This is a genomic window from Leptospira kemamanensis (assembly GCF_004769665.1).
Taxonomy (GTDB): domain Bacteria; phylum Spirochaetota; class Leptospiria; order Leptospirales; family Leptospiraceae; genus Leptospira_A; species Leptospira_A kemamanensis.
This window is the reverse complement of sequence record NZ_RQGG01000028.1, coordinates 26,837-39,710: the sequence shown is the minus strand read 5'-3', so window position 1 is coordinate 39,710 and position 12,874 is coordinate 26,837. Positions and strand designations below refer to the sequence as shown.

Annotated in this window: 13 protein-coding genes and 1 riboswitch; of the genes, 5 read left to right on the top strand and 8 right to left on the bottom strand. The window is 40.7% G+C overall.

The genetic code is table 11. The features are described 5' to 3' along the window. Nucleotides 1-38 precede the first annotated feature (38 nt). The gene (locus tag EHQ59_RS08730) at nucleotides 39-1,196 is read right to left on the bottom strand and encodes an Lsa36 family surface (lipo)protein (protein WP_135619290.1); all 1,158 of its coding nucleotides are present in this window, start codon (nucleotides 1,194-1,196) and stop codon (nucleotides 39-41) included. A 110-nt stretch (nucleotides 1,197-1,306) separates the two neighbouring features. On the opposite strand from EHQ59_RS08730, the gene EHQ59_RS08725 reads away from it, so the two are divergent. The 3 genes from EHQ59_RS08725 (at nucleotide 1,307) to thiC (ending at nucleotide 5,215) form a co-directional block, all read left to right on the top strand. After that, a complete protein-coding gene (locus tag EHQ59_RS08725) occupies nucleotides 1,307-1,678 on the top strand; it encodes a PilZ domain-containing protein (protein WP_135619289.1) in 372 nt (123 codons plus the stop codon). 220 nt (nucleotides 1,679-1,898) lie between these two features. After that, the gene (locus tag EHQ59_RS08720) at nucleotides 1,899-3,443 is read left to right on the top strand and encodes a hypothetical protein (protein WP_135619421.1); all 1,545 of its coding nucleotides are present in this window, start codon (nucleotides 1,899-1,901) and stop codon (nucleotides 3,441-3,443) included. Nucleotides 3,444-3,480: 37 nt separating this feature from the next. After that, a riboswitch (TPP riboswitch) is annotated at nucleotides 3,481-3,593 on the top strand. A 113-nt stretch (nucleotides 3,594-3,706) separates the two neighbouring features. Next, nucleotides 3,707-5,215: a phosphomethylpyrimidine synthase ThiC gene (thiC, locus tag EHQ59_RS08715; RefSeq protein ID WP_135619288.1), complete on the top strand. Its 1,509-nt coding sequence runs from the start codon at nucleotides 3,707-3,709 to the stop codon at nucleotides 5,213-5,215. A gap of 115 nt (nucleotides 5,216-5,330) precedes the next feature. Here thiC and EHQ59_RS08710 read toward each other — a convergent pair whose 3' ends face one another. Genes EHQ59_RS08710 through EHQ59_RS08695 form a run of 4 tightly spaced genes read right to left on the bottom strand, consistent with a single transcriptional unit; the run spans nucleotide 5,331 to nucleotide 9,878 of the window. After that, a complete protein-coding gene (locus EHQ59_RS08710) occupies nucleotides 5,331-6,461 on the bottom strand; it encodes an acyl-CoA dehydrogenase family protein (RefSeq protein WP_108958769.1) in 1,131 nt (376 codons plus the stop codon). Nucleotides 6,462-6,512: 51 nt separating this feature from the next. Beyond that, the gene (locus tag EHQ59_RS08705; RefSeq protein ID WP_135619287.1) at nucleotides 6,513-8,666 is read right to left on the bottom strand and encodes a cAMP/cGMP-dependent 3',5'-cyclic-AMP/GMP phosphodiesterase; all 2,154 of its coding nucleotides are present in this window, start codon (nucleotides 8,664-8,666) and stop codon (nucleotides 6,513-6,515) included. An 18-nt stretch (nucleotides 8,667-8,684) separates the two neighbouring features. Then, a complete protein-coding gene (gene trxA, locus EHQ59_RS08700; RefSeq protein ID WP_083930036.1) occupies nucleotides 8,685-9,023 on the bottom strand; it encodes a thioredoxin in 339 nt (112 codons plus the stop codon). A gap of 45 nt (nucleotides 9,024-9,068) precedes the next feature. Then, nucleotides 9,069-9,878 (bottom strand): hypothetical protein, encoded by an 810-nt coding sequence (locus EHQ59_RS08695; protein WP_135619420.1) that lies wholly within the window; start codon nucleotides 9,876-9,878, stop codon nucleotides 9,069-9,071. Nucleotides 9,879-9,963: 85 nt separating this feature from the next. Here EHQ59_RS08695 and EHQ59_RS08690 point away from each other — a divergent pair, with 85 nt between their 5' ends. Continuing rightward, a complete protein-coding gene (locus EHQ59_RS08690) occupies nucleotides 9,964-10,176 on the top strand; it encodes a hypothetical protein (protein WP_135619286.1) in 213 nt (70 codons plus the stop codon). Between the two features lie 227 nt (nucleotides 10,177-10,403). On the opposite strand, the gene EHQ59_RS08685 is transcribed toward EHQ59_RS08690, so the two are convergent. The 3 genes from EHQ59_RS08685 to EHQ59_RS08675 all read right to left on the bottom strand — a co-directional run bounded on the left by EHQ59_RS08685 (nucleotide 10,404) and on the right by EHQ59_RS08675 (nucleotide 12,210). Beyond that, a complete protein-coding gene (locus tag EHQ59_RS08685; RefSeq protein ID WP_135619285.1) occupies nucleotides 10,404-11,258 on the bottom strand; it encodes a hypothetical protein in 855 nt (284 codons plus the stop codon). Nucleotides 11,259-11,323: 65 nt separating this feature from the next. After that, complete coding sequence (gene panD / locus EHQ59_RS08680; RefSeq protein WP_135619284.1) at nucleotides 11,324-11,680, bottom strand: aspartate 1-decarboxylase; 357 nt, start codon at nucleotides 11,678-11,680, stop codon at nucleotides 11,324-11,326. Then, nucleotides 11,677-12,210, bottom strand: coding sequence for a type II toxin-antitoxin system antitoxin SocA domain-containing protein (locus EHQ59_RS08675; RefSeq protein WP_135619283.1), 534 nt, complete (start codon nucleotides 12,208-12,210; stop codon nucleotides 11,677-11,679). The genes panD and EHQ59_RS08675 overlap by 4 nt, the downstream gene beginning before the upstream one ends. Between EHQ59_RS08675 and lipB the strand changes: the two genes are divergently transcribed. Next, nucleotides 12,193-12,849 carry a lipoyl(octanoyl) transferase LipB gene (gene lipB / locus EHQ59_RS08670; RefSeq protein ID WP_135619282.1) on the top strand — a complete coding sequence of 219 codons (657 nt, stop codon included), beginning with the start codon at nucleotides 12,193-12,195 and terminating at the stop codon, nucleotides 12,847-12,849. The genes EHQ59_RS08675 and lipB overlap by 18 nt on opposite strands. Nucleotides 12,850-12,874: the final 25 nt, after the last annotated feature.

Below are 12,874 nucleotides of genomic sequence, written 5' to 3'. Positions count from 1 at the left end.
ATGACTCTTTAAAGTGCAAAAACAGTGCCAAGATCGATCTAAAAGGCAAATTTTGCGCCAACCATCACCGATTGGACATTTTGGGCAACGACGGCTTCTACTGTCAGTTTGGTGATGAGGGCATTGATTTCTAAACCGGCGATGAGAAAGTTTGTTGTGTTCGGTGCTTGTGCTTTCCCACTCACATCCATGGTCAGAGTTCCTGTTTTCGTTTGGCCAAGTGCCGATGCCGGGATGAGGGCCGCGATTTCTGCTGATAAGGAAGAGGATATCGCACTGGAATCCAGAGCCAACACAAGAGGACCAGAACGCGAGAGGTTCAAGGAAGAACTTCCAAAGTTCATCGATGTTCCCCCTCCAGCAAATAAAGTAAAAAAGTAAAAGAATCGAAATCCGGTACGGAGATCAATGGGTACACTTGTGACCGTACTGGAATAGTTAAACGTCGTAGCACCACCCCAAGTTCCTACAGCAGGCCCAAGGGTTATGGATTGTGTTTTGTTGTCATTATATGTAACGTCGATGAGTTGGCGTTGGTAATGTAACCCAAGCCCCATAGAAATACCGGTGAATTCAAAAAGACCAATTCCATCTGAATAGTTTTCTATCAATTGGTAACGTAAAGTAAAACCACCACTTGTAATATCACCACCTAGATCTACGTTTTTATTTTGTGCTTCGATGGCTTTTTGAACATCACCTTGGGAGAAGTTAAATTGAAAACCATGTAGATATAAATTGAATCTGTGTAAAAATGTTCTGAGTTCTGGTTCGGTATCAGAAGGACCACCACCCATAAGCCAACCTAAATTAACCGCCACAATGAAGTTAGGTGCAATGGAAGCACCCACATTCGGAAGTTTTTGAAAACTTAAGTTTTGGTACACAACATTGATGTCTTCTTTTTGTTGTCCAGCAACTGCAACTCCCATACCCACTTGGAACCTGTTCACAAGTCCTGGTCCCATAAGGGAAGAGTTGATATTGGAAACGACCGCCGCTTCCGACATGGTCGCAAGCACTTTGTCCGTATATTGTAATTGAAGGGCTTGGTCTAAATTGTTGATTTGAGATTGGATGGTAGTTGGAAGAATGCTACAGGCATCCCCAGAACAGGTGACTTTCGCCTCCACAAAACTCGGAGAAAGGAAAAAACTACCTAAAACAAAACTGATTGTCAGTACTCGAGTTTTCATACAAGACCCTATTATACCAAATATCGGAGTTTGGTCTATGCTTTCTTAACAATTGAGGAAGCCAGAATTTCCGAGTTTACAACGATAGATTTTTATGACAAATTTTCCTAATGGCGCCAATCCAAGAAAAACGGAAACATGTCCGTGTCAAACCCCTCGAATCTGAACCTGTGGAGATCCACTTGATGGGAACGTCTCTTTTGGACGTTTTAACAGCGAGTGATATCAGTATGGGTGGGGTGGGAATTGTCGCTCCCAACCATTTTGATGAATGGGATATGAACGAAACGGTGGAAATCCTCGTGGCTCTGCCAGGCGATTTGGCTGACTTTCTTGCCAAAGGAGTCATCAAACAAATTGGGAAAAAATCAAAAGAATCTGGAATATACGGTGTTCAGTTTACAGCGATGGGACCAAAGGGAAAACAAGATCTACAAGTCTACATCAACCGCATGGTGCGCCAAGGAAGGGTTTTAAATTAAACGATCGTTCATCGTAAATCCCGCCTAAATGATGTTTTTTGTTTGCATTTTTGAAAAACTCGATTGTTGTTCGGAAATTCTGTTTTGATCTGCTTGTGATTCGGAAGATTCGTTTTTCTTTATATTCTAAAATTCCAATTGTAAATTAGAATAATTCTATTTGAATTGAATCCATCACAATCATACCAATCCCATGGTTTTGCGGGTTGTAGGTGGATTTATGACAATGTTCCGGCTTTCTGGCGTTTCTCGTTTAGACCAACTGAAAATTTACACACCCCTCTTTTTGGACAGTTTGTTCGACTCCCATAAACGTGAATTGATGTTAACTGACCAAGCGGCAAAGATTTTGTCCAGTTTACGCAAGTTATGTGTTCCTGATTTGAATCAAAGTTATTTTGCTTTCCAACTCAATGCAGAAACAATCAAAGAAAATGAATTAAAAGTTTATGGGAAAGGAATGGTTTCTCTCATTCAAAATCTTTTGGATAATGAGTTAGCCATGCCCATTTATTATTTCATTAGAAAAAATGAGAAAGGGTCAGCCAATGAACTTCCAACTGATCCAACATGGATTGATCCATTGCAAGTGGAACTAGCCATCGTATCTTATTCAGGGGAACGAGTCGAAGAAAAGTATGCGTTTGCTTACAATGCAATTGCCGCAAGATCCTTTGTGAATATCCAGAATTTTTTAGTGGATAATTTTCAAAAAGAAACTTCCGACTTCCATCAAATTCTAATCGAAGAATTAAATACCTCTCCCACATCTCTCATTCATTCCATGATGTCAGAATTTGAAACTCCATTTTACACCAAACCAGAGTTTCGTGAGGAATTGGTGGAGTATTTAGAAAATGGTTTTGCCAATTCTGAAATTTACTTTTTTTTGCCAACACTTGGTTGGGTGTACTATGATACAACGGATGCAATTCAAAAAGAATTAGAATATGCCAGTTTTTTTGAAGAGAAAATTGTTCTCAAATTACTAGAATTGGAACCTGGATTGACGGATCGTTTCCTCGAGATGAAACAAAAAGTAGAGGATACAAAGTTCGATGAACTCAGAAACAAATCGTATCTTCCCCAAATTGAATTTTTAGAAACCATCCATTCCACTCTGTCCCATAAAAATTTTCCAATTTTGGAATTTGTTAAAATTTACCAGATACTCACTTCAAAAGCGGAAAAAATTTCGGAAGAAAAAGCGGCAAAAGAAGCCAAACAACATTTTGAAATTATGTACACCATGTTAAAGATGGGAGATAATTTTATCAGTCGCTTTTTACTCATCGACCAAGCAATGTATTCAGGGAATGACCGTGTGATCTTAGCATTACAAAATGCCGACGATGTGATGTTTTGTGAATACTATTTTAACTCTACATTCTTTTGGGTATTTTTATCAAAAGATATATCTTCGGCCAATATCGTGATGGAAAAAATCATCGAACATGACTACGAAGGGGATCATACCTTATATATCTTTGAAACCTTGATGGAAAAATATCCGTCTGTGAAAAAGAGTTTTTTATCCAACTTACGATTTCGAAACTATTACCGTGATGCAAAAAATTTAGTGTATTGGAAACAAATGTCGTTTGTCTATCGATTGTTTCGATTCTTTGTGGGAGAGGAATTTCCGAAGGAATGGGAAAAAAATATTTTATCCAAAATCAAATACAGTCAAATGAAAGCAAAGTATCTGCCTCGAAAAAATAAAACAAAGGAATCGGGGAAAAAACCTGAAACCCTTAGGAATTAAATTTCTTGTCAAAAAATGGAAATCCCTTTCTATAAGAGATAACCGTTAGGGGTGCCTAAGGTTTTTGGTGATCCAAAAATTCGGCTGAGAAATACCCTTTTTGAACCTGATCTTGGTAATGCTTGCGAAGGGAAACGGAAAAAGACCCATCGTTTGAGTGACCAATTCCATTGGTTTTGGTTGTATGATCCGCTCATCATGGCGATTCACCTTTTCTTTTTGATTCCATTCCATGGATCAGAGATTCCGGCCAAGGAAATCTCATGATACCAAACGAAACCACTCCATTCACAATACCCGAAACTACCATTCCCTTATCCAACGGAACGGAATACAAAGCCTACCGAACAGAAGGGATGTATTGTATTCATGAAGAAACATATGATTATCAACAAGGAATTCCGAAACTCAGAAGTTCTTGGATTGAAACACGAGAAAATAGGGGAGATCAAAATTTTTCCCAACTCTTTTATGCAAAACGAAACATCCTTACAGAAGAGATGTTGTATGTTGCCAAACGAGAAGGAATGGATCCTGCATTTGTTTTGAATGAAGTAAAAATTGGTCGAGCTATAATTCCATCTAACAAACGTCATCTGGAATTAGAGCCCATGATCATTGGAAAAAAGTTCCTTGTGAAAATCAATGCCAATATTGGAAATTCAGCGATTCTTTCTTCCATTGAAGATGAAGTAGAAAAACTGCGTTGGGCCTTACATTGGGGAGCAGATACAGTCATGGATTTATCCACTGGGAAAAACATCCATGAAACCAGGGAATGGATCATTCGGAATTCCCCAGTTCCCATTGGAACCGTTCCTTTGTACCAAACCTTAGAGAAAGTGAAGGGGAAAGTCGAAGATCTAAACATCCATGTATTCCTCGAAACCTTGGAAGAACAAGCGGAACAAGGTGTGGATTATTTTACCATCCATGCTGGGGTCTTACAAGAGTATGTGAAGCTTACGGAAAAACGAATCACAGGAATTGTCTCCAGAGGTGGTTCCATCTTAGCGAAGTGGTGTAACCATCATAAAAAAGAAAACTTTCTGTATGAACATTTTGATTTGATATCGAAACTAATGCAAAAATATGGGGTATCTTATTCGTTAGGTGATGGACTTCGGCCTGGATGTATCAATGATGCAAACGATGCAGCCCAATTTGCGGAATTAAAAACTTTGGGGGAACTCACCAAACGAGCTTGGGCCGATGACATCCAAGTGATGGTGGAAGGGCCAGGTCATGTTCCCATGCACCTCATTCAGGATAACGTCCGTTTACAAGAAGAGATTTGTATGGAAGCTCCCTTTTATACGCTTGGGCCACTTGTGACAGACATTGCCCCTGGGTACGATCATATCACTTCGGCCATTGGGGCTGCGATGATTGCTTGGTATGGAACGGCTATGCTTTGTTATGTGACACCGAAAGAACATTTGGGCCTTCCGAACAAACAAGATGTAAAGGATGGGGTGATTGCGTATAAAATTGCAGCCCATGCTGCCGATCTTGCCAAAGGACATCCTGGTGCCAAAGAACGAGATGATTTAATCAGTAAAGCTCGTTTTGAATTTCGTTGGGAAGACCAGTTTGCCTTGTCTCTTGATCCAGAACTTGCTAGGTCGTATCATGATGAATCCTTACCACAAGATGGAATGAAAAAAGCACATTTTTGTTCGATGTGTGGACCTCATTTTTGTTCGATGCGACTCACATCCGATTTACGGAAAGATTCGGTGGGAGTAGGTGCGGAAGATTCGAATGGTTAGTTGGTAGAGTTTATCGGTTTTGTGGATATCAAAAAACCCGGTCACTTGACCGGGTTCTCTAAAAGGTTTTCATTTAGTTTCAATTAGAAACTGGTAAATTTTGGCAGAGTGGGAACTAAAGACCTAAACTTCTTCCAATGATTTCTTTCATGATCTCAGTGGTTCCTGCATAGATTGTTTGGATCCTTGCATCGAGATACGCTCTTGCAATTGGATACTCCATCATATAACCATACCCACCAAAGAATTGTAAACACTCATCCGTGTGGCGTTTTTGCATTTCTGTCGCATACCATTTGCACATAGAAGCTTCTGCAGTCGTGTTTTCGCCTTTCATGTGTTCCATGACCACTTTGTCACAGAAAACTTGTGCCATTTCTAACTCAGTTGCCATCTCTGCCATTTTGAATTTAGTGTTTTGGAACGATCCAATCTTTTGACCAAATGCTTTTCTTTCTTTGATGTATTGGAGGGTGATGGTTTGTACAAGTCTTGTTGCTTCCACAGCGGCAACTGCAAGAACCAAACGTTCTTGTGCGAGTTTTTGCATGAGGTAACGAAACCCTTGTCCTTGTTTGCCGATGAGATTTGTCTTCGGAACAATCACATCATTGAAATATAACTCAGAAGTATCTTGAGCTTTGAGTCCAATTTTGTCTAAGTTACGACCACGTTCGAATCCTTTCATACCTTCTTCGATCATGACAAGGGAAATGGTTCCGTTATCATGTTTCACTGCCGTGATGATGAGGTCCGCCAATTGTCCGTTAGAGATAAAGGTTTTTTGTCCGTTGACCACAAAGTGATCACCCTTATCAACAGCACTTGTACGAAGGGATTTTAAATCGGAACCAGCACCAGGTTCTGTCATCGCAACCGCAAGGATGGATTCTCCAGAAGCACATTTTGGCAACCAACGTTTCTTTTGTTCGTCGTTCGCATAGGTCGAAATGTAAGGAGCGATCACATCATTATGGAGGGAAATAAAAAATCCACTATTTCCAACACGAGAAGATTCTTCGATGATGATGATATTATAAAGAAAGTCAGCTCCAGAGCCACCGTATTCTGCAGGAACATCGGGGCAAAGCAGTCCGTTTTCACCGGCCTTTCTCCAAACTTCTTTTGGTACGATATGGTTTTTTTCCCATGTTTCGTGGTGTGGTTTTACTTCTGTTTCAAAAAATTTCCGAGCCATCTCGCGGAATTGGTGGTGTTCTTCAGTAAAGGGGAGGATACGCTCCATAAAATTTGTGACTCCTTGATATGGAAATGTTACAGAAATGGCGAAATGAGGTCAATTATAAACAGTGTTCAGCTTCATATAGACACCAGGATTTTTCTTGATGTACTGGATGGCGTCTTCTTGGGAAAGCACGTAGAGCTCCGTCCCTGGCCAAGCGATAAAACTGAAATGAGAAGGTAGGCCTTTGGTGAGAGAATAAATTTCCCCTACAAAATCTCCAGCACCGAGTTCACGGATGGTTTTGTGGTTTTGCATGACCACAACCGTACCCGATCGCACAATATAGGCATTTTCAAAGGTTTGGTTTTCTTCAATGAGAACTGCTTCCTTTTTCACCGTTTCCAGTTTCAAAATGAGTTCGAGTTGGGTGACTTGGTAACTCGTAAGACCTCGGAAGGTTTGGGATTCGGTCAGGGTTTTCCAAGTATTGGTCTCTCGGATGCTATTCAGTTTGATTAAGTTTTCGTGGAGTTTGGATCCGCGGATGAACTGGAAAAATCGTGTTTTTTCAATGGTGAGAGCAAGGACATCGGTTTCCGCATACACATCCGCTTGGCGCACAGTGTCGAGGATGAGGGACGCTTCCCCAAAGTATTCGTAAGTTCCATATCGTTTCACCGCAGAGTGGTCACTGGAGAGTCCTTCAAACCGAACATTTCCTGAGGCAATGATAAAGAATCTGTCCCCATGGGTTCCTTTTTTGATGATTTGTTCTCCGCGTCGGAATCGTTCCTCTTTGACAATTTGTAAGAACTCTTTTGCTTTCTCGATGGGAAATCCCGAGAAGATATCAATTTGAGATAAAATTTCTAGAAGTTGGAAAGCTTCTTGGTGTTTGGGAGGAGTGATCTCCGGATACAATGTATTTTCAATCCCAAACTTAGCGAGAGTTAGGTGGTTTCCCTTGGGCATATCTTTGGCTGCGATATGATAGACCGTAATTCGTTTTTGTACTTCTTCCGGAAGGGATGCCAAATAACTGATTTTGGTGTGAAGAGGAGGGACTCCTGCTTCGTGGTAAATGATTTTCCGATCCCAAGGAAAGTCTTTTAGGAACTGATACCTTGTCTCTGGTAACACACCTTTTTTGTACATATCCTCGAAAGCATCAGGGTCATTTAAGTGGTCGGAAGTATAATAAAAGGATTGGTCTTGGAAAAAGAATTCAAATCCAACTGATGGAATGGAATGGAGAGCATAGTGGAAATAAAACTCACCACCATTGATGATTGTGGGTCTACCAATGACGACTGGGATAAAATCAAATAAATCTGTGATTTCCTTCCGTGGAATTTTTGTGAGACTACAGTATTTTTTGAGGAATGATTCCATCACCGTTGCGGTTGCATAAATCGTGATTTTGGATTCTTCCAAGATTTTTTGGAAAGTTCCAGCATCATGGTCTGCATGGCAATGTGTGAGAATGATGGAGTTGATGAACTTAGGATTTACGTTCGATTCCCTTAACCACTCGGTTGAGTTTACGGGTGGATCCACCATGATCCCTTGGCCATTCAACCAAATGATAAAACCTGAAGTGTTGTCTGTCGGATCAAAACCATGAGATGGTCCCAGGCAAGTGATTCCAATGAGCGGTGGTTGGAATGGTTCTTCCAAACGTTTTCCAATATCATATTTGACATGGAAGTCTACTTCCCCAGGGATTTTGATTTTTTTATCGCCATCTACAACAAGGAATTCGTTTGAAGGAAGTTGCTCTATAGTGATCCCACCAAACTTTGCTTTGTGGGATTCATCAAACAAAACAAACTCCACCACTTCTTCCATGGTTTTGTAACTACGAAAGTAGGCCATTTCTGCTTTGATGTCAGGGAAACCAAAACTGTCTGCCCCATCGATAAATTCGGAAGATAAGTTTACTTCTTGAGGTCCCATAAGGGATTCCCCAAGAACAATGGTTAGCTGTTCTTTTTGTTCTGCGGAACAAACAATAAAAGTTTTTTTGCCACCGCGAAAGAAGAAATTAAAATAAATGGGAAATTCAAGTTCGGCAATCGAGATGCCTTTTTCCACATGGAAGAACTTATTGGGGAGGACAAACACCAAAGGGGTCTTTTTTTCGAGCCCCATGGTGTCTTTAATTGTCTCAGGAGGGGATCCGAACTGGATGTACCCTTCTGAAGTATCGACTAAATATCCCCCTCTAGGGAGTGCTGTAAAACCATTCGGTTCGGAACTGACCATTAGGGGATAATTTATTTCCTACTTGTGATTTTCTATAAATTTTTTAATTTGCGGTTTTGGTAAAGCACCAATTGCTTTATCTACTAAAACTCCATCTTTATAGAGAAGAAGAGTAGGGATGGATTGGATTCCAAGTTCCTGCGCTGTCTTCTGGTTGAAATCAACGTTTAGTTTTGTAATTTTGATATCTGCCATTTCTTGTGAAAGTTCGTCAAGAACAGGAGCTACCATTCTACAAGGTCCGCACCATTCTGCCCAACAATCTACTAAAACCACGCCATTCGCAGTTTCTTGTTTGAAATTGGCGTCATTGATTTCTGTAAGTGCCATATTTCGAAATCTCCTTTTGAAACGTATAACCTTTCTATAAACTAGACTGGGGATTCTAGGGAAAATCGTCGATTATTGTTTCTTTTTTTTCTTTTTATCGTCGGATTCGAGGTCGGTGATCTTTTGTTGGAAAGACTCAATCAGTGTTTTGGTTTTTTCCAAATCTTCATTTTCGCCTGTAATTTGGAAAATTTTACGGTTCATCTCCAACATTTCCACGGAATGTTTCAAATCTGTGGAATCTTGTGTTGACATTTCGAATTTGGAACGATAGTCCTGGGCCGCTTGGTTGGCAAGTTCGATGATCAGGTTAAAGTGTTCTTTTCGGATATAATAATAGGGATTTTCGAGGTCTTGTTCTTTTTCATAGGCGATGAAATCGAATAAATTTTTCGTACATGCCGCAACACGGAAGTTGATGTCTGGCCAAGACCATTTCCACTTCGAATTGGTACCAAAGGCAGTGACCGTTTTTTTCATCGCCTGGAGCAAACCTTTGATTAAGTTCAATCGTTGTGTAGGAGTGAATCTTTCGATCTTCGCAAGTTGTTCTTTGTTTTCAGAAAGGGATCCGTCCACATTGTTCCCAACGGTTTTTTCGATGTAAGAGATACAGTTATAAATTTCTTTTCTAGCAGTTTCTAAGTAGTTGTTATTGTTGATCTCGAGAATGGCTGTGGAAAGTTCATTGATCACAATACAGGTGTTAATCGTTTTGATCGAATTGATGGCAAGGGAGATATTAAAATAAGGTTCCATGTCCTTACTTTTTTTGGCTTGTACTTTGAAAATATTGGCTTCTTTTTTTAACTCTTCGAGGTAGTTTTTGAAATCTACCAATTTGTCATTGAAGTCCGCTTTTTTTTCCTTCGTGATGGCCATGTCTGGTTTCATTTTCGGCAGAAAGACCTGGATTTGTCCATAAAAAACGTCGACCTGGGCCAGAGTTTGCCGAAACTGGAATCAAATGGAAAACTCTCCCCGCAAACGACGGGATCTTCTCGATTTACTCGATACCTACAAATACATGAACCAGGCTATTTTCTGGGATTTTTTGGATTTGGACGGGCGTTGGGACTTTGCGAACGGTTGGTTACACCTAAACCACCCGGAAGACGAGTGGCGAGTGCGAGCTTCGGAACAATTCCCACCCATTCGCCCTGAAGGCACAGACCACTAATCCAAACCAGAACAACAAAAACCAATCACTTTGTGGTTTTTGCTCCCGTATTAAAAAATGAAACCAATCCGAATCCAATGGAAATGGGTTTGGAATTCTTTTTTCCTTTGGAAATGAAACGATTGGAATTTTAAGTGATTTGGAATCGAAATGGGAGATGAGAATAAATTAAGGTATCCGTCCAAGACCAGTGATGGCCTTGGAGGATGGGAACAAATTGGAACCTGTTAGTAGGTAATCTTTAAATCAGAAATATCAATGAACTTACGGAATAACAAACTGTTGGTTTGTTTTTTTGTATCAAACACAAGAACCGCTACTTTGTTAAAACTTAAAAAATTTGGTCTGTACTGAGTGTAGTGGTGGCTTGTGATTGTTGTTTTGTATTTGTTATTGTAAATTGTATACGTGTGTTTTGGTAATGTTTCGTGCACTTGGCGTTTCTTTTCATCTGCAGTTTGTGCTACGTAATTATAAATCACTTGTTTTTCTTTGGAAGGACCAGTTTCACCAAACAGAGTGAAGGGGAGAGCTTTTGCATTGTTTTTACAAAGGTAATCCACTACTTCTGTAAAAGTAGGTTCTGGCATTTCTGCTTCAAATCCGGCAAAGTGGCGTTTTTCCATTTCTTCTCTTTTCTTTGCATAAGTTTCTTCACCCCAAATTTCTTTGGCAGTAAATTGTGTAGGCATTACATTTGAGAAGTATAAAGTTCTTTCGTCTTTTTCAGGGTCAGCTTTACGCCACGCTGGATAAGGAACGAGTCTTCTTTCGTCTTTATTGACTCGGTCTCCTTCGAAACCTGCTAATACAAAAATAGAATATTCTTGGTCTTCAGGAACTCTGGATTCCAATTCCACTTGCACATCTAAAAATTCACCTTTCCCTGTGTCAGCATGTCGTCTAACAAAACTTACGTTCTTTAAACGGATTCTAGCATCATACATGGAGAGAGGATACATGTCCCGGTTGTCTTTGGAAGAAGCGGCGGAAACTTGTGTCCCTTGTGGATTCCCTGATTCTTGTGCAAAGAGAGCACAAGTGAGGAGGGTGAATGAAAGAGCGAATATTGTTTTGTTCATGTTCCGACTACCAATTTGGTTTATACAGTTAGTATCGAAGAAATGTCCCAGAAAAATTAGGGAAATTAGGCTTTTTTCGGACGATTGTTCTCATCCACGAAGACAACCTTGGGTTTGTAGTCAGCCGAAAGGTCTTTTTCCTCCACTTGGCCATAGGTGATGATGATGACTTTGTCTCCCTTCATCCCAAGACGAGCGGCGGCTCCATTCAGACAAATGGTTCCAGAACCCCGTTCTCCTACGATGAGGTAGGTTTCGAATCGGGCACCGTTATTCACGTTCACCACACTGACTTGTTCATAGGGTTTCATACCAGCCATATCCATTAGGTCTTGGTCGACGGTGAGGCTACCTTCGTAGTGGAGTTCCGCCTCAGTAACGACGGCTCTATGGATTTTGCCTTTGCAAACAGTGATGATCATTCGGACCTCTCAAATAAAACCCTAAACATTTTGCCCGATAGATTCAAAAGGCTTTTTTGGACAAGAACATGGATTTTCGTATTGATCCTGTCCACAGAAAACGGAATGGCAGCAAATAAGGGTGTAACGACATAATTTTCATACAAATTGGGATAATGGCGATTTTCATCTACCACCCGCCCACGGAAGGCTTCCACAACCTTCATCATGACTCGTTTTTCTTCCCGAGACAAGATGAGGCCATCCAGTGGCTTTACAAATCGTAAAGCAAAACCTTGGATTCCATTCCCTTCAATTTTCGGCACAACTTCGATATGACCCTTGTCTTTTAAAAACAAAAGGGCCTCGTTCAGTTTGACGGGGTAAGGTGAGTCTTCTAAGTGGATATAGTCTCCTCGTGTGATCATCTCCGCATGTTTTTGGAAATGGACACCATCCGAATAGTAGAGGAGCTTTGCTAAATCTAAGCGAGCTCTGCCATTCGGGGATTTTTCGAGGATCCAAAGGATCGCATGCAAAAGTTTCTCCATCAAAAAGGACTACCTTCCTATCTCTTTCCTTCGATTGTACCCTACCAAAGATACTTGGATTTCCAGGAAAATGCCAGGAAAAATCGAAGAGAATCCATGCTCTTTTTAGAACACAGTCCATGTTTGACAGGAGGCATAGGCGCGAAAGCGGAAAATCTTTTGGTTTCCAAGGAGTACTTAACGACACTTGGAGTAGAACTGGTTTCCATTCCGAGAGGAGGGGATTTTACGGCGCATGAACCTGGCCAAATTGTGGGATACCTCCACATTGACCTGAAAAAACGGAATCTCAGTTTGGGTGCGTTTTTACAAATCATGAACGAGAGTTTGGTGGTAGCGGTGAAAGGCACTTGGGGACTTGTTGTCGTGGAAAACCCAAAAGCACCGGGCCTTTATACGGAAACCACTCATAAGAAACTCATCTCCGAAGGGGTGTATGCTAAATCCTATTTTACGAGTTTTGGTTTTGCTTTGAATGGGACAAATTCTCTCTCTACCTTTTCTTTCATCCATCCATGCGGGGCAAGGTCTGAGGATATGACCTCCCTTTTGGAACTGGGACTGGAGGATGGGTTTTTGGAAAAACGGAAGGAATTTGTCCTTCGATTTGCCCGTCATTTTCTATCTCTTCTCCCATAACTTTGATTTTTTATGTCCTTTCCCC